Raw genomic sequence first — 20,530 nt, forward strand, 5'->3', positions numbered from 1 at the left:
GCGCGAAGTCGAATACAGAGCACCGCGCTCCACCAATGAGGGGCGCACAAACGAAGGATCCGAACATGAGCACGACGCTCGATTCCGCAGTGAACGCACCGCTCCAGGTCACGGCGAACCGCATGGACCACCTCGACTGGCTCGAAGCCGAGTCGATCCACATCCTGCGCGAACTCGTTGCCGAGTGCAGCAAGCCCGCGCTGCTGTTCTCGGGCGGCAAGGATTCGGTCGTCGTGCTGGCGCTCGCGCTCAAGGCATTCGGCCTCGGCGCGAACCGCAAGACCTCGCTGCCGTTCCCGCTCGTGCACATCGACACGGGCCACAACTACGAGGAAGTGATCGACTTCCGCGATCGCCGCGCGGCCGAGATCGGCGCCGAACTCGTGGTCGGCCACGTCGAGGATTCGATCAGGAAGGGCACCGTGCGTCTGCGCCGCGAAACCGATTCGCGCAACGCCGCGCAGGCCGTCACGCTGCTCGAAACGATCGAGCAATACGGCTATACGGCGATGATCGGCGGCGCGCGCCGCGACGAAGAAAAGGCCCGCGCGAAGGAGCGCATCTTCTCGTTCCGAGACGAATTCGGCCAGTGGGACCCGAAGGCGCAGCGCCCGGAACTCTGGAGCATCTACAACGCGCGCCTGCATAACGGCGAGCATCTGCGCGTGTTCCCGATCTCGAACTGGACCGAACTGGACGTGTGGCAATACATCGAGCGCGAGAAGCTCGAACTGCCGTCGATCTACTACGCGCACCAGCGCGAGATCGTGCGCCGCAACGGCCTGCTCGTGCCGGTCACGCCGCTCACGCCGATGAAGGAAGGCGAAACCAGCGAAACGGCGCTCGTGCGCTTCCGTACCGTGGGCGACATCAGCTGCACCTGCCCGGTGGAAAGCGATGCCGACAACGTCGAGAAGATCATCGCCGAAACGGCCGTGACCGAAATCACGGAACGCGGCGCGACGCGCATGGACGACCAGGCGTCGGAAGCCGCGATGGAACAGCGCAAGAAGCAAGGTTATTTCTAAAGAGCACGTTGAGGAAACATTGAATATGGTTACGACGCATCAACCTGAAGACCTCGGCGTGCTGCGCTTCATCACGGCCGGCAGCGTGGACGACGGCAAGAGCACGCTGATCGGCCGCCTGCTGTACGACAGCAAGGCAGTTTTGAGCGACCAGCTCTCGGCGCTTTCGCGCGCGAAGAACAAGCGCACCGTGGGCGACGAGATCGACCTCTCGCTGCTCACCGACGGCCTCGAAGCCGAGCGCGAGCAGGGCATCACGATCGACGTGGCGTACCGCTACTTCGCCACCGCGAAGCGCAAGTTCATCATCGCCGACACGCCGGGCCACGAGCAGTACACGCGCAACATGGTCACGGGCGCCTCGACGGCGCACGCCGCGATCATCCTGATCGACCCGACGCGCGTGACGGTCGAGAACGGCGTCACGCAACTGCTGCCGCAGACCAAGCGCCATAGCGCGATCGTCAAGCTGCTCGGCTTGCAGCACGTGATCGTCGCGATCAACAAGATGGATCTGGTCGACTACAGCGAAGCCACGTTCGACCTGATCCGCGACGCCTACGTCGCGCTCGCGCGCCAGCTCGGTCTGGAAGACGTGCGCTTCGTGCCGGTCTCGGCGCTCAAGGGCGACAACATCGTGGCCGCGAGCGAGCGCATGCCGTGGTACGCGGGCGAGCCGCTGCTCGACGTGCTCGAGGCGCTGCCGGTCGAGCAGGCCACGGGCGACGCGCTGCGCTTCCCGGTGCAATGGGTCGCGCGCCAGGACGGTTCCAGCGCCGACGACTTCCGCGGCTACATGGGCCGCGTCGAAGCGGGCGAAGTGAAGCTCGGCGACGCCATCACGGTGCTGCCGGCGGGCCGCAGCGCAACGGTCGCCGAGATCATCGCGCCGGTGCCGGGCGGCACGGCGCAGGTCGACCGCGCGTTCGCGGGCCAGACCGTCACGATCCGTCTCGCTGAAGACGTCGATGTTTCGCGCGGCGACACCTTTGTGCCGGCCTCGGACGACACGCAGCCCGCGAAGAAGCTCGAAGCGGACCTCTGCTGGTTCGACGAAGAGCCGCTCTCGCCGCAGCGCAAGTATCTGCTCAAGCAGACCGCGAGCACGGTGTTCGCCAAGATCGGCGCGGTCAAGGAAGTGCTCGACGTGCATACGCTCTCGCACGCCACCGACCGCCACAACCTCGCGATGAACGACATCGGCCGCGTGGCGCTCACGCTGCAAAAGCCGATCGTCGCGGACCTGTATGATGTGCATCCTGGCACCGGCGCGTTCGTCCTCATCGACGAGGCGACGCACCACACGGTGGCGGCGGGCATGGTCCGCGCGGTTTCCGCTTAAGGCGCACTGCACGCGGCGCGCCACCCGACTAACGGCGACGCGCCGACACACGAGTCAACGAGGCAAATGGGCAAGGTTTATCTGATCGGCGCAGGACCGGGCGCGGCGGACCTCATCACGGTGCGCGGCGCGCGGCTGCTCGCGCAGGCACAGGTCGTGCTGCACGACGCGCTCGTCGAGCCGGCGATGCTCGAGTACGCGCCGCAGGACGCAAAGTTCATCGCGGTCGGCAAGCGTTGCGGGCAGCGCTCGACGGCGCAGCATTTCATCAACAAGCAGCTCGTCGATGCGGCGCGCGAGCACGACGTGGTCGTGCGTCTGAAGGGCGGCGATCCGATGCTGTTCGGCCGCGCCGACGAAGAGATGCGCGCGCTCGAAGCGGCCGGCATCGAGTATGAGATCGTGCCCGGCATCACCGCGGCGCTGGCCAGCGCGGCCGCGCTGCAGCGCTCGCTCACGCTGCGCGGCGTCTCGCGCAGCGTCGCGCTCGCGACGTACTCGCGCGCGGCGGGCAGCGACGAGATCCGCGAGCACGTGAGCGCGGATTCGCTCGTGTTCTACATGGGCCGCGACAGCGCGCCCGAGATCGCGCGCCAGTTGATCGAAGCGGGCCGCGCGGGCGCGACGCCCGTGGCGATCGTCGAGGCGTGCAGCACGGCGCGCGAACGCACGCTCACGCTCACGCTGGCGGGTCTCGCCGCCGGCGAAGCGCAGGATTGGCTCGATGCCGCGCAGCCGAGCCTGCTCATGATCGGCGACGCGTTCGCCGAGCGGGCAGCGCAGCGCCAGGCCGAAGCCGATGCGGACGCCGAACCGTCGGGCCGCCGCGCCGCGGCCTGAAGCCTCGGAAGAAAAACGGGGGTAGGTAGAACGCAAGACGGGCCGCTCTTTGAGCGGCCCGTCTGCTTTTGTGCTGGCGAATCTTTCGATGGGCGGCGCGCTAGTCGCGCTCGCGCCTGAGACAGTACTGGACGATCGCGTCGAGCACGCCTTCGTCCTCGCCCACGGCGCTCGCGCAGGCGATCCGCACGTGTGGATGCTCGGCCTGGCATTGCGCGACGAGCGCCGGCAAATCGCGCCGGATATGGCCGCCCTGGCCGAAGAACACCGGCACCACCGTGATGGCGTCGCAGCCGAGCGCGGCTTGGGCGGCGATGGCCTCGGGCAGGTCCGGCGTCATGAGTTCGAGGAAAGCGAGGCTCACGGGGCCCGCTTCGCCGCGCGTGGCCGCGAGCTTCTCCGCCAGGCGCGCGAACGGCTCTTTCCAGCGCGCATCGCGCGCGCCGTGGCCGAACAGGATCATGCCGTGCTTGCCCATCGTCGCGATTTCCCGTGAAAGCGTGGCCTTAGCCGCTGACGAACGCCGAAGCGCACGTCAAAGCGACATCAATGCCGGTCGACCCATTTCAGGCCGATCAACCCGAGCGCCAGATAGATGAGACCCGGTGTTGCCGCCGTGAGCGGGGCGGGCCACGTGTTCAGTGTACCGATGTGCGAGAACAGCGTGTTCACGAGCTGGAAGCTCATGCCGAGCATGATCCCGCCGAACACCTTCACACCCACCACGCCCGCGCGCGTATGCAGGTACGCGAACGGCAGCGAGAGCACCAGCATCACGAACACCGCGAACGGGTAGATCAGCTTGCGCCAGAACGCGATCTCGTAGCGCTGCGTGTCCTGATGGTTCTCCGAGAGATGCTGGATGTAGCGGAACAGGTTGAACATCGACATGCGATCGGGCGAAACCAGCAGCACCGAGAGAATCTGCGGCGTGAGCTCCGAGCGCAGCGAATATTCGGGCAACGCGGTCTGCTGCGCGCGATAGACCGGATTGAGCGCATCGGTGGGCTGGTTCGGCGGCGGCGGCACGCCGATGAGCTCGGTGTCGGTCACGTCCTTGAGCAGCCAGTGGCCCGGCGGCTCGTACTTGCCGCTCTTCGCGAGACGCACGTTGGTGAGCCGGAACTGCGAATCGAATTCGTAGATGCGCACGTTGGTGATCGTCGCGTCGGGCAGCAGCTCGCCCACATTGACGAAGCGCGTGGCCTGCTCGCCGTCGGCGCGTTTGGTGAGCGTGTCTTTCACCCAGACGCCCGACTTGAAGTCCGTCGACACCGCGGAGCCGAGCGCTTCGAGGCGCACGCGCTCGGAGAGCTGGTCGGTGTACGGGCCGATCACTTCGCCCACGAGGTAGGTGAGCAGCACGAGCGGCACGCCGATCTTGAGCAGCGAGCGCAGCGCCTGGCCGGTCGCGAGACCGGAGACGCGAAAGATCGTGTACTCGGAATTGGCGGCCATCTGCGCGAACACATAGATCGCGGCGATGAGCGCCGCGACCGGAATGATCTCGTAGAGCCGCGAAGGCGCCTGCAGCGCGACGCGCAGCACCGCGTACATGAACTTGTAGTTGCCGTGGCCGACCGAGTTCAGCTCGTTGATCAGGTCGAAGAAGAAGAACAGACCCGAAAAGGCGAACAGGATGAACACGAACGCCAGATAGACCTGGCGCGCGAAGTATTTCTCGTAGATGCGCATCGGTCAGCTCCCCTGCGACGCACGCTGGAACATCGCGCGCGAAAAGAGCGGTCGGTTGCGCACGCGCAGCCAGAAGATGAAGACGACGAGCGCGAGCACGATGACGTGTAACAGCACGAGCCCGAGGCCGAACGACATCTTGCCCTGCTCGATCTGCGATTGCATGACGTTGAGCAGGTTCGAGTAGGTGAGGTAGATCAGCACGGCCATCACGAGGTTGATGGTGCGCCCGCGGCGCGGGTTCTGATACGCGAGCGGGATCGCGAGCAGCATCAGGTTGATGGCGATGAGCGGCAAGCCCGCGCGCCAGGCGAATTCGCCGAGATTGTCGCTGCTCGGATGGCGCAGCAGGTCGAGCGTGGGGGTGCTGCTCGCCGTGGGCGTGGAGACCACGGGCTGACTCTGGACCTTCACGCCATAGCGCTGGAACTCGGTGATGCGGAAGTCCGGGTGGCCGGGCTCGCCGTCGTAGCGGCGGCCGTTCTCGAGCACGACGAAGCGCTCGCCGGTCTTCATGGTTTCCGTGTGGCCGGTCTTCGAAACGATCACGCTGACCTTGCCGTTCTCCGTGCTCGTAACGAACACGTTTTCCACGCGGGCCTGATCGGGGCTCATGCTTTCGATGAAGAACACGCGGTGCGTGGTGGGCGATTCGCGGAACTGGCCGGGCGCGAGCAGCGACACTTCATCGCGCTGCTGAAAGCGCGCGCGGATCAGCTTGCTTTGCGCGTTCGACCACGGCCAGCCGATGAACGCGAAAAAGACGATGAGGATCACGATCGGCGTGGAGAAGACCGCGATCGGCTTGATGAGGCGCGTGAGGCTCACGCCGGAGGCGAGCCAGACGACCATCTCGGAGTCCTTGTACCAGCGCGTGAGCACGAACAGGATCGAGACGAAGAGCGTGACGATCAGCATCACGGCGAGGTAGCCGATCACGGTCAGGCCGATCAGGACCAGCACGTCGCGCGGGTCGATCTGGCCCGAAGCCGCGAAGCCGACGATGCGGATCATCATCGTCGTCAGCATGATCGTGAGCAGAACCATGAACACGGCGCCGGCCGTGTACGCGAGTTCGCGCTGCAGGGAACGTTCGAAGATCATTATTGATGAAGAGGGCGGGCGGTCCGCGCTGGGCGAAGCGCTCGCGCATCCGCCCAGGAGCCGCCGCGGGAAAAATAGCGGATAATTGCGGCTTTCATCCTAAGCCCTGATTTTATCCGAGGACAAGCGCGATGGACTTTAGCATAAAAGCCTGTGACTGGAGCAAAGGCGGGGAAGGCCCCTTCCTGACCGGCAAGTCGGATTGCGTCGTGGTGGGCATCTTCGAGGCGCAGACCCTCTCCGGCCCGGCGTTCGTGATCGACAGCGCCATTGGCGGCGCGATCGGCCGCCTCGTCAAGTCCGGCGACATCGACGGCAAGGCCGGCTCGGCGCTGTTCCTGCCGGAAGTGAGCGGCATCGGCGCCTCGCGCGTGCTGCTCGTCGGCCTCGGCAAGCAGGATGCATTTGGCCAGAAGGCCTATGGCGAGGCCGTCAAGGCCGCCTGGCGCGCGATTCTCGGCACCAGGATTGCACAGGTCACGTTCACGCTCGCCCAGCTGCCCATCAAGGAGCGCACGGGCGACTGGGGCGTGCGCGCCGCGATTCTCGCGCTGCGTCAGGAGACCTATCGTTTCACGCAGATGAAGAGCAAGCCCGACGTCACGCAGCGCGCGCTCAAGCGCGTCGTCTTCAGCGTCGACGCCGGCGACGACAAGGCCGCGAAGCTCGCCGCCAGGCAGGCTGTGGCGCTCGCCAACGGCATGGATCTCACGCGCGACCTCGGCAATCTGCCCGGCAACGTCTGCACGCCTACGTATCTCGCGGCCACGGCCAAGAAGCTCGCGCGCGACTGGAAGCTCAAGGTCGAAGTGCTCGGCCAGCGGCAGATCGAAGCGCTCAAGATGGGCTCGTTTCTTTCTGTTACAAAAGGGTCGGTCGAGCCGCCGCAATTCATCGTGCTGCACTACCAGGGCGCCAGCGCGAAGGCCGCGCCCGTCGTGCTGGTGGGCAAGGGCATCACGTTCGACACGGGCGGCATTTCGCTCAAGCCCGGCGAGGGCATGGACGAGATGAAGTACGACATGTGCGGCGCGGGCTCGGTGCTCGGCACGATTCGCGCCGTCGCCGAAATGGGCCTGAAGCTCAACGTGATCGGCATCATCCCCACGTGCGAGAACATGCCGGCCGGCAACGCCACGAAGCCGGGCGACATCGTCACGACGATGGCGGGCCTCACGGTCGAAGTGCTCAACACCGACGCCGAAGGGCGCCTGATCCTGTGCGACGCGCTTACCTACGCCGAGCGCTTCAAGCCGGCCGCCGTGATCGACATCGCCACGCTCACGGGCGCGTGCATCATCGCGCTCGGCCATCACAACAGCGGCCTGTTCTCGAAAGACGACGCGCTCGCGGGCGAGCTGCTCGACGCCTCGCGCGAAGCGAACGACCCCGCATGGCGCCTGCCGCTCGACGACGAGTATCAGGACCAGCTCAAGTCGAATTTCGCCGATATCGCCAATATCGGCGGCCGTCCGGCGGGCAGCGTGACCGCGGCGTGCTTCCTCTCGCGCTTCACCGAAGCGTATCCGTGGGCGCACCTCGACATCGCGGGCACCGCATGGAAGAGCGGCGCGGCGAAGGGCGCAACGGGCCGTCCCGTGCCGCTGCTCGCGCAGTTCCTGATCGATAGGGCCGCTGACGGTCGCGCAGCAGGGCAATGACGCGCATCGACTTTCACACGAACGTCGGCAATTCGCTGATGTACGCGTGCCGGCTCGTGCGCAAGGCGTATCAGGCCGGCCAGCAAGCCATCGTGCTGGCCGAGCCCGCGCGCCTGCGCGCGTTCGACGAGATGCTCTGGACTTTCTCGCCGCTCGACTTCGTGCCGCACTGCATGGCCGGGAGCGCGCTCGCCGCGCAAACGCCCATCGTGCTGGCCACGGATCTCGAGCGCGCGCCGCATCATGGCGTGCTGCTCAATCTGGGCGCGGCCGTGCCGCCCCAGTTCGCGCGCTTCGAGCGCCTGCTCGAAGTGATTGGCGATGCGCCCGAGGAACTGAGCTCGGGCCGCGAGCGTTACCGCTTCTACCGCGACCGCGGCTACGCGCTGAACAACTACAAGCAAGGCGGTTGAACCCGGCACGCCTGCTGCTTGTCTCTCCTTCATGCATATTGATCGAAATCCAGAGGAGGTGATCGTGTCCGATTTTCATAGCCCTGACGAGACGCCGATCCCGCTCTTGAACGAGACGCTCGTGCCGGGCAACCTGCTGCGCGGGCGCCATGCGTCGCCGTTCGAAACGGCCGCTGCGCCCGCTGCGCAGGCCGCTGCAGCGCCCGAGCCCGCGCATGAGCCTGGTTTTGGCGCTCCGGCCGGGAGTTCGACCAGCGTGCCCGCAAGCGAGGCCGATAGCCTTCCGCGCGATGCGGAAGCGCTCGTCGATCGTCTGAGTGGACGCGCGATGAGCTGGCTCACCGGCGAAGGGCGCAGCGTGATCGAGGCGCGCTGCGCCGCGGCGCTGCAGGAGCATTCGCACTGGATCGTGGGGCAGGTATCGCGCGAGATCGGTCTCGCGCTCGAAACTGAATTGAGGAGTTGGGTGCAGGCCGCGGTGCGCGACGAACTGGCTGCGCGCGCAGGGCAGTCGACGCCGCCGGAGGCTTGAGGCTGGCGTTACTTCAGCGTGAGAATCCAGCTCGCGAGCGTGGCCGCCTGGGTGGGATTCAACTGGGTGTTCGCGGGCATGGGCACCGTGCCCCACACGCCGCTGCTGCCTTCCATGATCTTGTGTGCGAGATAGGTCTGCGCGTCGGGCTTGCCCGCGTACTTTGCCGCGACTGCGCGCAGTGCGGGGCCCATGAACGTGCGCGTTACCGAATGGCAGCTCATGCAGTTCTGCTGTTGCGCGAGTGCGAGTCCGCCGGGACCGTTCTGCGCGTGGGCGCTCGCCGTGGCTAGCGCCAATGCCAATGCCAGCGCGGCAGTTGGCGTCGCTGTCTTGTTCTTTGCCTGCGACTTCCGTTTCATACTGGTCTCCGCTAGCGTGGTCGCCGGCTGTGTCGTCGCATTATAAGAGCAAAGGGCGCACGGTCTGTGCGCCCTTCTTGTGGCCTCCCGGCAGCCTTCACTCCGCTTTTAACCCGCTATCAATCCGTCACCGCGCCCTTGTTGGCCGGACGCGCGAGCGCCGCGTACTTCGCGAGCACACCGCGCGTGTAGCGCGGCGCCGGCTGCTTCCACGCGGCGCGGCGGCGTGCGAGTTCGGCGTCGTCGATATTGAGTTGCAGCAGCAGCTTGTGCGCATCGATGGTGATCGAATCGCCTTCCTGCACGAGCGCGATGGCGCCGCCTTCGAACGCTTCGGGCGCGACGTGGCCGACCACCATGCCCCACGTGCCGCCGGAGAAGCGGCCGTCGGTGATGAGGCCCACCGATTCGCCCAGACCCTTGCCGATGATCGCCGAAGTCGGCGCAAGCATCTCGGGCATGCCGGGGCCGCCCTTCGGGCCGAGGTAGCGCAGCACGACCACATCGCCGGCCTGGATCTTGTCGGCGAGGATCGCTTCGAGCGCGCTTTGCTCGTCCTCGAACACGCGCGCCGGGCCCGTGATCACGGGGTTCTTCAGGCCCGTGATCTTGGCGACGGCGCCATCGGTCGCGAGATTGCCCTTGAGGATCGCGAGGTGGCCTTCCTTGTAGAGCGCCTGGTCGATAGGGAAGATCACGTTTTGATCGGCGCGCGGCTTTGACGGCACGTCCTTCAGTTCTTCGGCGATGGTCTTGCCGGTGATGGTCATGCACTCGCCGTGCAGCAGGCCCGCATCGAGCAGGATCTTGAGCACCTGCGGAATGCCGCCGGCCTGGTGCAGGTCGGTCGCGACGTACTGGCCCGAAGGCTTCAGATTGCAGATCACCGGCACTTTCTTGCGCATGCGCTCGAAGTCGTCGATGCTCCAGTCGATTTCGGCCGCATGGGCAATGGCAAGATAGTGCAGCACCGCATTGGTCGAGCCGCCCGTCGCCATGATGAGCGCAACGGCGTTCTCGATGGACTGCTTCGTGATGATGTCGCGCGGCTTGAGATCCTTCTTGACCGCCTCGACGAGCACGCGCGCCGACTCGGCGGCCGAGTCGACTTTTTCCTGGTCGGGGTTGGCCATCGTCGACGAATACATGAGCGACATGCCGAGCGCCTCGAACGACGAGCTCATCGTGTTGGCCGTGTACATGCCGCCGCACGAGCCCGTGGACGGGCACGCATTCTTCTCGACGCCTTCGAAATCCACTTCGCTCATGCGGCCGGCCGTGAACTCGCCCACGGCCTCGAACGCCGACACGATGGTCAGGTCCTGGCCTTTCCAGTGGCCCGGCCGGATCGTGCCGCCGTATACGAAGATGCCCGGCACGTTCATGCGCGCGAGCGCCATCATGGCGCCCGGCATGTTCTTGTCGCAGCCGCCGATCGCGACCACGCCGTCCATCCATTGACCCTGCACGCAGGTCTCGATGGCGTCGGCGATCACTTCGCGCGAGACGAGCGAGTATTTCATGCCCTCGGTGCCCATCGACATGCCGTCCGAGATCGTGGGCGTGCCGAAGGTTTGCGGGTTGGCGTCGGCGCCCTTGACGGCGGCCACCGCCGCGTCGGTGAGGCGCTGCAGGCCCGCGTTGCAGGGCGTGATGGTCGAGTGGCTGTTGGCGACGCCGATCATCGGCTTGTCGAAGTCGGCCTTTTCATAGCCAAGCGCGTAATACATCGAACGGTTGGGCGAGCGCGCGACGCCTTGCGTGACGTGCTTCGAACGACGGTTGTATGCCATGGGGACGCTCCGTGGGGTATGTCTCGAATTTTGGTTTCGATCGCCGGATGCGGGGGGCTTGGGGAGGAAAGCGCCGGCGTGTGCGAAGTAGAATGGTGTTTCGCGAGCGCAATGTCCAATATATTATTCGTGGGCTATTGAGTCGTAAAAAGAATCACAGGACCCGTTTGCCGATGAGCACCGCGATTCCCGATTTGCGCCAGCTGCGCTATTTCGTAGCCGTGGCCGAGGAGCAGCATTTCGGCCGCGCGGCGGCGCGTCTTTCGATGACGCAGCCGCCGCTTTCCCAGGCCATCCGTGCGCTGGAGGAGACGCTCGGCGTCGAGCTCTTCGCGCGCACGCGCCGTTCGGTCGAGTTGACGGCCGTGGGCGCCGACCTGCTGCCCGAGGTGCGGCGCCTGCTCGCCGCCGCGGAGGCGCTGCGCCCGCTAGCGCAGAGCCTCGCGCGCGGCGAGGCGGGCGTGCTGGCGCTGGCCTTCGTTTCGACCGCCGATTACGGCCTGCTGCCGCTCTTGCTGCGCGACTTCGGCGCGCGCCACCCGCGCGTGCGCCTGCAGCTCGCCGAGGCCACGAGCGACGTGCAGATCGACGAGCTGGTGGCAGGGCGCATCGACGCGGGCCTCGTGATCGCGCCCTTGCCGCCGCGCCATGCGGCGCAGCTCGCGTATCTGCCGGTCGCGCGCGAGCCGCTCGTGGTGGCCATGCCGGCCGAGCTTTCGGCGCGCACGGGTGGGGCGGTGGGAGAGCGGGACAACGCGCGCGATTCAGCCGATTCATCGGATTCATCCGGGCACGACTGGTGCGAGACGCCCGTGAGCCTCGCCGATCTCGCCGACGTGCCGCTCGTGGTATTCCCGCGCCATCTGGCCCCGGGCTTTCACGACACCATCATGGATTGCTACGGGGCCGCCGGACTCGCGCCGCGGGTGGGCCAGGAGGCGATCCAGATGCAGACGATCGTGAGCCTCGTCTCGGCAGGGATGGGCATTGCGCTCGTGCCGCAGTCGCTGCGGCACCTGCGCCGCACGGGCGTGGTCTACCGGCCGCTCGCCGAAGCGGCGCCGACGATCGAAACGGGCCTCGTCTGGCGCGCGGCCGAGGTGAGCCCGGTGCTGGCGGCCTTCATCGAGATCGTGCGCGCCCATGCGGCGACCGTGGACGCCACGCGCGTGCAACGAGCGCAATGAGCACCGCTCGCGACAAGGCGCACGCCACGCCCAAATCCGGCCCTTGAACCCGCCGCGAACCCTGTCAGGGTGCATTTTGGTTCGTGTCCCCTCGTCTCGGCGATAATGTGGGCCCGCGGCGCGCCGTGCGAACTGCGCCGCTTTGGAAACGTCCAATGCACGCGCCGCGCGTTTTCGCGCACGCTTCAGGCATTTTCCTGCCGATTTTGCGCTGTTTTTTACAACTCGATTTCAAACCTCACCGCCGACAAGCCCAGATTCCACGATGCTCATCCACCCGAACCTCGACCCCGTCGCCATTCATCTGGGGCCGCTCGCCGTGCGCTGGTACGGCCTCATGTATCTCGTCGGCTTCATTCTCGCGATCGTGATCGGCCGTCTGCGCCTGCGCCTGCCGTACGTGGCCGCGCAGGGCTGGACCGCCAAGGACATCGACGACATGCTGTTCTACGGCGTGCTCGGCACGGTCCTCGGCGGGCGTTTAGGCTACGTGCTCTTCTACAAGGCGAGCTGGTACTTCGCGCATCCGCTCGACATCTTCAAGGTGTGGGAAGGCGGCATGTCGTTCCACGGCGGCTTTCTCGGCGTGACCTTCGCGATGATCCTGTTCGCGTGGCAGCGCGGACGCACCTGGCTCCAGGTCACCGACTTCGTTGCGCCGATGGTGCCCACGGGTCTTGCCGCCGGACGCCTCGGCAACTTCATCAACGGCGAGCTGTGGGGCCGCGTGACCTCGCCGGACGCGCCGTGGGCGATGCTGTTCCCGGGCGCCGCCAACGACGACGCCGCGTGGCTCGCCGCGCATCCGCAACAGGCCGCGCAATGGCATCTGAACGAAGTGTTCGCGCAATATCACCTGCTACCGCGCCATCCGTCCGAGCTCTACGAAATCGCGCTCGAAGGCATTGCGCTGTTCATCGTGCTGATCCTGTTCTCGCGCAAGCAGCGTCCGGTGGGCGCGATCTCGGCGATGTTCCTGATCGGCTATGGCCTCGCGCGCTTCACGGTGGAGTTCGCGCGCGAGCCCGACGACTTCCTGGGCCTGCTCGCGCTGGGTCTTTCGATGGGGCAATGGCTCTCGCTGCCGATGATCATTGGGGGCGTGCTGCTGATGATCTGGGCGTATCGCCGCGCTAAACGTAGCAGCAACGGCGCGCAGCAAGCCGTGGGCGCCAAGAGCTGATGCGATAGACGCTCCGCTTCCCGCACCATGAAGAAAGCCACGGTTTTGCCGTGGCTTTCTTGTTTTAAGCGCGCCGTGTGCGAGACACGCGCTTCACATGCACTATGCGCGACGTGCGCTTTACTTCATCTGCACCGAGCCCGACACGTTGACGGTCACCGTGGACGTGCCGCCTTCGAGCGACATGGGCGGCGCGGCCTTCGCGTCGGCCGACATGGCGTTTGCGCTCATCATCATCATCGGACGCGGCATGACGCCTTGATGGCCCACATTCACGTCGCGGACCGTGTAGCTGCTATAGCCGAACGCGCGCGCGTTCGCGGCAGCCTGCTCGCGGAACGAGGCAATCGCCTGGCCCGAGAGCTTCTGCTCGGCGGCGCGCTGCGCTTCGGGCGAGAGCGAGAACTGCACGTTGCCCACCTGCATGGCCGAAGCCATATCGCCGGCGAGTTTCGAAGCGGCGGCGAAGTCGTGCGATTCGAGCACGACTTCCGTGCGGCCGCGCCATGCCGAAATGCGCCCGTCGCGATCGGTCGACGGATAGATCGAGAACTGGCCCGAGCGTGCGGTCACGCCCGCGACGCCCCTGGCTTTTTGCAGCGCCTGATCGGTGCGCTGATTGAGCGTGGCGGTGAGCGAGGCGGGATCCTTCGCTTCCTGCTCGTAGAACAGCGTGATCGTGACGACGTCCTGCGGGACCTCGGCGCTGGCTTGCGCGGAAAGCGAGAGCACGCCCGAGGGTTGATAGTGCGCCTCGCTCTGCGCGAGCGCGGCGCGCGGCGCGAGCGTCATGGCGAGCGGCACAGCAGCAGCGAGAGCGGCGGCGAGCATGACGGCGGTTTTTCTCTTCATTTGGGCTCCTTGCAGAACGGATTCGCAAACGGCGCGCACAGCAGCCTGCCGACGCGAGCGCATGATTGTGCGTAACTTCGCGCAAGCGTGTCGGCTGGGTGTGCGGATGAATAATCCGTGCGTGTTCGTTAGGCGGGGCGGGTCATGCAGGGTTCCCGCTGGAGCAGGGGGCCTTTGCAATCTTTAAAGATTGGCGGCGGATGTATGCATCGCCGCGAATATTAGAGGCTTACTTCAAGCTCACGTCAGGGAGTCACATCAGCCGCTTCGTGATGAAGTCCCATTCGGCCTTCGTGACCGGCGTAATGGACAGGCGATTGCCCTTGGCGAGCACGCGCATGTCGGCGAGCGCCTCATGCTCGCGCAGCGCGGCGAGCGCGATGAGCGGGCACTTCTTCTTGAACACCACGTCGACGAGCATCCAGCGCGGCGTTTCCTGCGTGGATTTCGCGTCGTAGTAAGGGCTTTTCGGATCGAATTGCGTGGGGTCCGGGTACGGCGTCGACGAGACTTGCGCGAGGCCCGCGATGCCGGGCTCGGGACAGCTCGAGTGATAGAAGAGCACGCCGTCGCCGATCTGCATGGTGTCGCGCATGAAATTGCGCGCCTGATAGTTGCGCACGCCGGTCCATGGCAGCGTGCGCTGCGGGGCGTTCGCGAGGTCGTCGATGCTTGCTTCGTCGGGTTCGGACTTCATCAGCCAGTAGCGCATGAGTCGAAGTTAACGCGTCGAAAGTGAAGGGAAGTGCAGCAGCGCTGCTGCAATTGAAGGGGCAGCGGGCGGCAACAAAGGACGACACAAAACGAAAACACCAAAGGAAAACGGCATCGGACGTGAGTCCGATGCCGTTCGAATAGGTCCCCGCCTTAGCCGCTAGGCCGGCATCCTGAACCGGGGGTTCAGAATTGGTCGCAGTTAGCAGCACTTTGGGTACATCAGACTAGTGACGCGCACGCCCGTGCTACAAATTTCCGCAACCGTGCACATGGCATTGGTTCAAGGAATATATGACCTTGGCGAACCAGGCAGGGAAGCTGACTAAACTGTTTGGTGCTGCACGGTACGCTTACGGTACCGCTGTTTAGAAACGTCTTGTGGACCTTTCCTTGGGCATCATTTTAACGCATTCTACAGCGGGTTTTGTGCGGGTTTTATTGAACCCCGTACTGCTGGATCACTGCGCCAAGCTGCTCATTCATTTGGCGCATTGTACGACGGATTTCTTCCGCTGGGAATGCTTCGCCGTGCCGCACGCTCGTTTGCAGGCGCAGCAATTCCGACGCGATCGAAAGCGCGGCCATCACCGCGATGCGATCGGTTCCGCGTACGTTGCTGTGATTGCGGATCTTCGACATTTCCGCGTCTACGCGCGCCACGGCTTCGAGCAGCGCGCCTTCGGTTTCCGGTGAACAGGCGAGGCGATAGGTCTGGCCGAGAATCGTCGCTTCGATCTGTTTGGTCGTCATGCATTTTCTCCGTGGCGAGCCGCGTTGTCGTCGTCGGCGTTCTGCGACGGCTCGAGCAAATCGAGCTGATTATCGCGTTCGGCATTCGCGCGTGCACGCGGCAGCTTTTCGAGAATCGCGTTCAGACGGACCTGCGCGTCGTCGATCTTGGCCGAGAGCCCATCGCGCTCGGCCTGCAGCGCGTTGCGCTCTTCGCGCACCTGCTCGAGTTCGGCGCGCGTTGCTTCGCATTGCGCGTGTAGTTGTGCGAGTTGCTCTTCGAGCGCCGCGCGTGCTTCATGATGGCGCTGATTGATCTCGATCAGCCGCCCGATGTTTTGTGAGAGTGTTTCGAGTTCGTTGAGCATGTGCTGCGTCCTCTAAAGACAGGCATTCTAGCGCGGATTGTCGCGTATTCCGACAATTGCGTCGTTTCCAGACGTAACAGCACCGCTTCATGTCTGCTTCTCGCAGTTTTTGACCCGTCACGCGCCGGCGCTTGCTATGCGGGAACGCATCTTGCCTCGCGTGCGAGCCGCGCTTTCGCGCGGCCCCGTGCTGCGTTCGGAACAGTATTTCGCGCAATAATGGCGCTTTCTTGACGCTCGCATGGGGCCCTCCTACACTTGCCGGCGCTCGCGCGCCGGTGCGCCGGAACCCCAGATCGACCCCTTTCGACGATGCGAACCGTCCACCCCGATAAACCGCGCCGCACGATGCTGCTTCGCCGCACGATGAACGCGCGCCGCGCGGCCGCGATCTGGTGCGTGCTCGCCGTCGCTGCGCTCGCGGTGTTCGTGGCGTCGCTTGCAACAGGCAGTGTGCCGGTGACGCTCGGCGAGGCGCTGCATGCGCTCGTGCGGGCCTCGTCTTCCACACAAAATGTCAACGATATGTCGAGCGTGGCGAGCGAAATCGTGCGCACGCTGCGCCTGCCGCGCGCGCTCGGCGGCTTCGCGTGCGGCGCGCTGCTCGCGCTCGCCGGTGCGCTGCTTCAGGTGCTGTTGCGCAACCCGCTCGCCGAACCCTACGTGCTGGGCGTCTCCGGGGGCGCCGCCGCATTCGCGCTCGTGGCGATGATCGCGGGCGCGGCGTGGTGGGCCGTGCAGGCGAGCGCCTGCGCGGGCGCCTTCGTTTCGATCCTGCTCGTGCTCGGCCTCGCGCGGCGCGAACTATGGCGCGGCGAGCCGCAGGACAGCTCCCCGCGCCTGTTGCTCACGGGCGCGGTGACGGCGGCGGGGTGGGGCGCGCTCATCACGCTGCTGCTCACGCTCGCTCCCGAAGCGAGCCTGCGCGGCATGCTGTTCTGGCTCACCGGCGACCTCAACGGCGCCGGCATGCCGTGGCCCGCATTGATCGCGCTGGCGCTCGTGCTCGCCTTTGGCGTGAGCGCGGCGCCGCGCCTGAACGTGCTGCTGCGCGGCGACGCCGCCGCCCAGGCGCTCGGCGTCCCGGTGCTGCGCTTGCGCATGGGCGTCTATCTCGCGGCGTCGCTCGCGGCGGCGGCGGCCGTCACCACGGGCGGGACCATCGGCTTCGTCGGGCTCGTCGTGCCACACATGCTGCGGCTCGCGTTCGGCAACGACCAGCGCATGCTCGTGCCCGCGGCCGCGCTCGCGGGCGGTCTCGCGGTCATGGGCGCCGATCTCGTCGCGCGCACGATTGTCGCGCCCACGCAGTTGCCCGTGGGTGTCGTGACCGCGCTCGCGGGCGTGCCCGTGTTCCTGTGGATGCTGCTCAAAAGGCGCGCGCCATGAGCCATGACAGCACGAGCCACCACCCCGCGCCCGTAACGCCCGCAAAGCCGCTGCTCGCCGTGCACGCGCTCACGCTGCGTGCGGGCGCGCGCACGCTGGTCGAGGGCCTCACGCAGCGCTTCGAGGCCGGCGAGATCTGGTGCGTGGCCGGCGCGAACGGCGCGGGCAAGACCACCCTGATCGCGACGCTCGCGGGCCTGCGCGAGAGCGCGGCGGGCCAGGTCGACGTGGACGGCGTCGCGCTGCGCGACTGGCCGCCGGTGCGCCTCGCGCAACGCCGCGCGCTGATGCCGCAAGACGTGCGCGACGCATTCAGCGCGAGCGTGCTCGACACCGTGCTGCTCAACCGCTATCCGCATCTCGCGGGCTGGGGATGGGAAAGCGAGGACGACCGCGCCGCCGCCCACGCCGCGCTCGCGATGCTGGGCCTCGAGACGTTCGCGGCGCGCGACGTGCTCTCGCTCTCGGGCGGCGAGCGCCGGCGCGTCGCGCTCGCGGCGGTACTCTGCCAGGACGCGCCGCTGCTGCTGCTCGACGAGCCGCTCGCGCATCTGGACCTCCATCATCAGATCGCCTGCTTGGAAGCGCTCGCGCACTGGGTGAACACCGGGTCGCGCACCGTGGTGTTTTCCTGTCACGATCTCAATCTCGCGCGGCGCTATGCGACGCACGCGCTGCTGCTCGATGGCCGCGGCGGCTGCTTCGCGGGCCCGGTGCGCGAGGTGCTCACGGCAGAGCGCGCGAGCGCGGCGCTGGGCCATCCGCTCAGGCTGATCCGCGAAGGCGCGCACGAGGCGCTCGTGGCCGCCTTCGACTATCCCCGCGAGCGCTGAAGGCTTGGGCCCGGCGCGCGCGACCCGAACAGAATCGAAACGAAACCCCTATGACTTCAACGCTTTCCGAATTGCTTGCCGTCGAGCCGCTCGACCTGTCGCTGCGCGACGCGCTGCAGCGCCTCATCGACACGAAGACCAAGCCGCCCGGCAGCCTCGGCCGCCTCGAGGCGCTCGCGCGCCAGCTCGGGCTGATCCAGCGCACCACCCACCCGCGCGTCGAGCGTCCCGTGATGATCGTGTTCGCTGGCGATCACGGCATCGCCAGCGAAGGCGTGAGCCCCTACCCGCAGGCCGTGACCGCGCAGATGGTCGCGAACTTTCTCGCGGGCGGCGCGGCCATCAACGCGTTCAGCGGCGTGGCCGGGCTCGAGCTCGAGATCGTCGATGCGGGCGTCGCGACGCCGTTGCCGCCGCTGCCGGACACCTCAAAGCTCGTCTCGGCGGCCGTTGCACGCGGCACGCGCAACTTCGCGCACGAACCGGCGATGACGCGCGACGAGGCCATCGCCGCACTCGCGGCAGGCGCGGCGCGCGTGCGCCATCACGCGGCGCTCGGCACCAACGTGATCGGCTTCGGCGAGATGGGCATTGCGAATACCTCGTCGGCCGCATGCCTGATGAGCCGGCTGTGCAACGTGCCCATCGACGAATGCGTGGGGCGCGGCACGGGCCTCGACAACGCGGGCCTCGCGAGAAAGCGCAACGTGCTCGCCGCGGCGCTCGCGCGCCACGCGCACGCGCGCGAGCCGATCGATGTGCTCGCAACCTTCGGCGGCTTCGAGATCGCGATGATGGCGGGCGCGTTTCTCGAAGCGGCGCGCCAGCGCATGGCGATTCTCGTCGATGGCTTCATCGCGACCTCGGCGCTGCTGGTCGCCGATACGCTCGCCCCGCACGTACGCGACTACTGCGTGTTCGCGCATGCGTCGAACGAAGCGGGGCATCGGCGCATGCTCGATCATTTCGGCGCGCGCGAGCTGCTCGCGCTCGATCTGCGTCTGGGCGAGGGCACCGGTGCGGCGCTGGCCGTGCCGCTGTTGCGCGCGGCCGTGGCGTTTCTCAACGAGATGGCGAGCTTCGAGTCCGCGGGCGTGGACGATCGCAGCGAGCGTCCGCATTGATGCGCGCGCAATGAATCCGCTTGCGGAATTGCGCTACTTCTTCACGGCGCTCGGCTATTTCACGCGCGTGCCGGTGCCGCGCTGGGTCGGCTTCGAGCCGCAATGGCTCAATGCGGCGGCGCGCTATTTTCCGCTCGTCGGCGCGCTGATCGGCGTGCTCGCGGCGCTCGTGTATTTCGCGGCGCTCCATGTGTTTCCCGCGAGCGTGGCCGTGCTGCTCTCGATGGGCGCCACGCTGCTCGCGACGGGCGCGTTCCATGAGGACGGTCTCGCTGACTGCCTCGACGCATTCGGCGGCGCGTACCAGCGCGAGGACGTGCTGCGCATCATGCACGACTCGCGCATCGGCGCATTCGGCGCGATCGGCCTCGTGATCGCGCTCGCGCTGAAGTGGCAGACGCTGGCCGCGTTGCCGCCGCTGCGCGCCGCCACGCTCATGATCGCGGGGCACGCGGCGAGCCGCGCGCTCGCGATCAGCTATCTCGTCTCGCTCGACTACGTGCGGCCCGAAGGCAAGGCCAAGCCGGTCGCGCAGCGCATGAGCGCGCTCGCGCTCGGTTGCGCGTTCGTGTTCGGCCTGCCCTGGCTTTTCTGGCCCGCGTGGCCCGACTGGCGCGCGGGCGTGGCGACGCTCGCCGTGCTCGGCGCGCTGCGCTATGCGCTCGGACGCTATTTCGTGCGGCGCATCGGCGGCTATACGGGCGATTGCCTCGGCTTCGCGCAGCAGGTATTCGAACTGGCGATCTATTTGATGGGGCTCGCGTGGATCTCGTCCTGATTCGTCATCCGGCCGTGGCGGTGGAAGCGGGCGTCTGCTACGGCAGCTCCGACGTGGCGCTCGCCGGGGCCGCCGCTGCCGGCGCGCAATCGATCGCCGCGCGTCTGGCCGCGCTCGGCGCACGCGCGCCGCAGCGCATCGAAACGAGCCCGCTCACGCGCTGCGCGAGCGTCGCCCGCTTGCTCGGGCAGATGCATGGAGGGCTCGCGCCCAACGAAGACGCGCGTCTCGCGGAAATGGATTTCGGCGCATGGGAGATGCAGCGCTGGGACGCCATCGAGCGCGCGCAGATCGACGCCTGGGCCGCCGATTTCGAGCATGCGCGCACGCATGGCGGCGAGAGCGTCGCGCAGTTCGATGCGCGCACCGGCGCGTGGTTCAAGGCGCTCATGGCGTTTGACGTGCAGGCGCACGAGAGCCTTTGGGCCGTCGCGCATGCGGGCGTGATTCGCGCGGTCACTGCGCGCGCATTGGGCTTGCCGCTCGCGCGCTGCGCACGCTGGCCGCTCGAGATGGCGGCGATCGTCGTGCTGCGCCGCGAGGCGTCGAGCGGCGAGTGGTCGCTCGCGCGCTGGAACGCCTGAAGCGCGCATCCCATCT

At 66.7% G+C, this 20,530-nt stretch carries 22 protein-coding genes and 1 other RNA gene; 13 read left to right on the top strand and 10 right to left on the bottom strand.

Features of this window, described 5'->3' with window-relative positions:
* Positions 1–65: 65 nt before the first annotated feature.
* From cysD to cobA, 3 genes are all read left to right on the top strand, one after another.
* Positions 66–1,028, top strand: a complete 963-nt coding sequence (cysD, locus tag U5775_RS17325; RefSeq protein ID WP_322059311.1) for a sulfate adenylyltransferase subunit CysD — start codon at positions 66–68, stop codon at positions 1,026–1,028.
* A gap of 25 nt (positions 1,029–1,053) precedes the next feature.
* The gene (locus tag U5775_RS17330) at positions 1,054–2,370 is read left to right on the top strand and encodes a sulfate adenylyltransferase subunit 1 (RefSeq protein ID WP_322059312.1); all 1,317 of its coding nucleotides are present in this window, start codon (positions 1,054–1,056) and stop codon (positions 2,368–2,370) included.
* A gap of 66 nt (positions 2,371–2,436) precedes the next feature.
* Complete coding sequence (gene cobA, locus U5775_RS17335) at positions 2,437–3,210, top strand: uroporphyrinogen-III C-methyltransferase (protein ID WP_322059313.1); 774 nt, start codon at positions 2,437–2,439, stop codon at positions 3,208–3,210.
* A gap of 100 nt (positions 3,211–3,310) precedes the next feature.
* Here cobA and U5775_RS17340 read toward each other — a convergent pair whose 3' ends face one another.
* The 3 genes from U5775_RS17340 to lptF form a co-directional block, all read right to left on the bottom strand.
* Positions 3,311–3,688 carry a CbiX/SirB N-terminal domain-containing protein gene (locus U5775_RS17340; protein ID WP_322059314.1) on the bottom strand — a complete coding sequence of 126 codons (378 nt, stop codon included), beginning with the start codon at positions 3,686–3,688 and terminating at the stop codon, positions 3,311–3,313.
* 68 nt (positions 3,689–3,756) lie between these two features.
* Positions 3,757–4,905, bottom strand: a complete 1,149-nt coding sequence (lptG, locus tag U5775_RS17345) for an LPS export ABC transporter permease LptG (RefSeq protein ID WP_322059315.1) — start codon at positions 4,903–4,905, stop codon at positions 3,757–3,759.
* A 3-nt stretch (positions 4,906–4,908) separates the two neighbouring features.
* Positions 4,909–6,009 carry an LPS export ABC transporter permease LptF gene (gene lptF, locus U5775_RS17350; RefSeq protein ID WP_322059316.1) on the bottom strand — a complete coding sequence of 367 codons (1,101 nt, stop codon included), beginning with the start codon at positions 6,007–6,009 and terminating at the stop codon, positions 4,909–4,911.
* 131 nt (positions 6,010–6,140) lie between these two features.
* Here lptF and U5775_RS17355 point away from each other — a divergent pair, with 131 nt between their 5' ends.
* From U5775_RS17355 to U5775_RS17365, 3 genes are all read left to right on the top strand, one after another.
* The gene (locus U5775_RS17355) at positions 6,141–7,670 is read left to right on the top strand and encodes a leucyl aminopeptidase (RefSeq protein ID WP_322059317.1); all 1,530 of its coding nucleotides are present in this window, start codon (positions 6,141–6,143) and stop codon (positions 7,668–7,670) included.
* Entirely contained in the window at positions 7,667–8,083 is a 417-nt protein-coding gene (locus tag U5775_RS17360) for a DNA polymerase III subunit chi (RefSeq protein WP_322059318.1), read from the top strand. Before U5775_RS17355 ends, U5775_RS17360 begins: the two co-directional genes overlap by 4 nt.
* 64 nt (positions 8,084–8,147) lie before the next feature.
* Positions 8,148–8,615, top strand: a complete 468-nt coding sequence (locus tag U5775_RS17365; protein ID WP_322059319.1) for a DUF2486 family protein — start codon at positions 8,148–8,150, stop codon at positions 8,613–8,615.
* A gap of 8 nt (positions 8,616–8,623) precedes the next feature.
* Here the strand turns inward: U5775_RS17365 and U5775_RS17370 are convergent, their stop codons facing one another.
* Positions 8,624–8,977 (bottom strand): c-type cytochrome, encoded by a 354-nt coding sequence (locus tag U5775_RS17370; RefSeq protein ID WP_322059320.1) that lies wholly within the window; start codon positions 8,975–8,977, stop codon positions 8,624–8,626.
* A gap of 119 nt (positions 8,978–9,096) precedes the next feature.
* Positions 9,097–10,770, bottom strand: a complete 1,674-nt coding sequence (gene ilvD / locus U5775_RS17375) for a dihydroxy-acid dehydratase (RefSeq protein ID WP_322059321.1) — start codon at positions 10,768–10,770, stop codon at positions 9,097–9,099.
* 173 nt (positions 10,771–10,943) lie between these two features.
* Between ilvD and U5775_RS17380 the strand changes: the two genes are divergently transcribed.
* Together U5775_RS17380 and lgt are read left to right on the top strand one after the other, a co-directional pair.
* A complete protein-coding gene (locus tag U5775_RS17380; protein ID WP_322059322.1) occupies positions 10,944–11,957 on the top strand; it encodes a LysR family transcriptional regulator in 1,014 nt (337 codons plus the stop codon).
* Between the two features lie 265 nt (positions 11,958–12,222).
* On the top strand, positions 12,223–13,140 hold the full coding sequence (gene lgt / locus U5775_RS17385; RefSeq protein WP_322059323.1) for a prolipoprotein diacylglyceryl transferase: 918 nt from the start codon (positions 12,223–12,225) through the stop codon (positions 13,138–13,140).
* Between the two features lie 120 nt (positions 13,141–13,260).
* Here the strand turns inward: lgt and U5775_RS17390 are convergent, their stop codons facing one another.
* The 5 genes from U5775_RS17390 to U5775_RS17410 form a co-directional block, all read right to left on the bottom strand.
* Positions 13,261–13,992: an SIMPL domain-containing protein gene (locus tag U5775_RS17390; protein WP_322059324.1), complete on the bottom strand. Its 732-nt coding sequence runs from the start codon at positions 13,990–13,992 to the stop codon at positions 13,261–13,263.
* Between the two features lie 253 nt (positions 13,993–14,245).
* Positions 14,246–14,704: an EVE domain-containing protein gene (locus tag U5775_RS17395; RefSeq protein WP_322059325.1), complete on the bottom strand. Its 459-nt coding sequence runs from the start codon at positions 14,702–14,704 to the stop codon at positions 14,246–14,248.
* A gap of 143 nt (positions 14,705–14,847) precedes the next feature.
* A non-coding RNA gene (gene ssrS / locus U5775_RS17400) (6S RNA) lies at positions 14,848–15,028 on the bottom strand.
* 116 nt (positions 15,029–15,144) lie between these two features.
* Positions 15,145–15,459 (bottom strand): cell division protein ZapA, encoded by a 315-nt coding sequence (locus U5775_RS17405; protein ID WP_238465170.1) that lies wholly within the window; start codon positions 15,457–15,459, stop codon positions 15,145–15,147.
* Positions 15,456–15,806, bottom strand: coding sequence for an ATPase (locus tag U5775_RS17410; RefSeq protein ID WP_322059326.1), 351 nt, complete (start codon positions 15,804–15,806; stop codon positions 15,456–15,458). The genes U5775_RS17405 and U5775_RS17410 overlap by 4 nt, the downstream gene beginning before the upstream one ends.
* 312 nt (positions 15,807–16,118) lie before the next feature.
* On the opposite strand from U5775_RS17410, the gene U5775_RS17415 reads away from it, so the two are divergent.
* The 5 genes from U5775_RS17415 to cobC are packed head-to-tail and all read left to right on the top strand — an operon-like array spanning position 16,119 to position 20,514.
* Positions 16,119–17,195 carry an iron ABC transporter permease gene (locus U5775_RS17415; RefSeq protein ID WP_322059327.1) on the top strand — a complete coding sequence of 359 codons (1,077 nt, stop codon included), beginning with the start codon at positions 16,119–16,121 and terminating at the stop codon, positions 17,193–17,195.
* Entirely contained in the window at positions 17,192–18,028 is an 837-nt protein-coding gene (locus tag U5775_RS17420) for an ABC transporter ATP-binding protein (RefSeq protein WP_322059328.1), read from the top strand. Before U5775_RS17415 ends, U5775_RS17420 begins: the two co-directional genes overlap by 4 nt.
* Positions 18,029–18,078: 50 nt before the next feature.
* Positions 18,079–19,152 (top strand): nicotinate-nucleotide--dimethylbenzimidazole phosphoribosyltransferase, encoded by a 1,074-nt coding sequence (cobT, locus tag U5775_RS17425; RefSeq protein WP_322059329.1) that lies wholly within the window; start codon positions 18,079–18,081, stop codon positions 19,150–19,152.
* A gap of 10 nt (positions 19,153–19,162) precedes the next feature.
* On the top strand, positions 19,163–19,930 hold the full coding sequence (locus tag U5775_RS17430) for an adenosylcobinamide-GDP ribazoletransferase (protein ID WP_322059330.1): 768 nt from the start codon (positions 19,163–19,165) through the stop codon (positions 19,928–19,930).
* Positions 19,915–20,514, top strand: coding sequence for an alpha-ribazole phosphatase (gene cobC, locus U5775_RS17435; RefSeq protein ID WP_322059331.1), 600 nt, complete (start codon positions 19,915–19,917; stop codon positions 20,512–20,514). The genes U5775_RS17430 and cobC overlap by 16 nt, the downstream gene beginning before the upstream one ends.
* The last annotated feature ends 16 nt before the right edge of the window (positions 20,515–20,530 follow it).

The sequence above is a fragment of the Paraburkholderia sp. J63 genome (genome assembly GCF_905220245.1).
Taxonomy (GTDB): Bacteria; Pseudomonadota; Gammaproteobacteria; order Burkholderiales; family Burkholderiaceae; genus Paraburkholderia.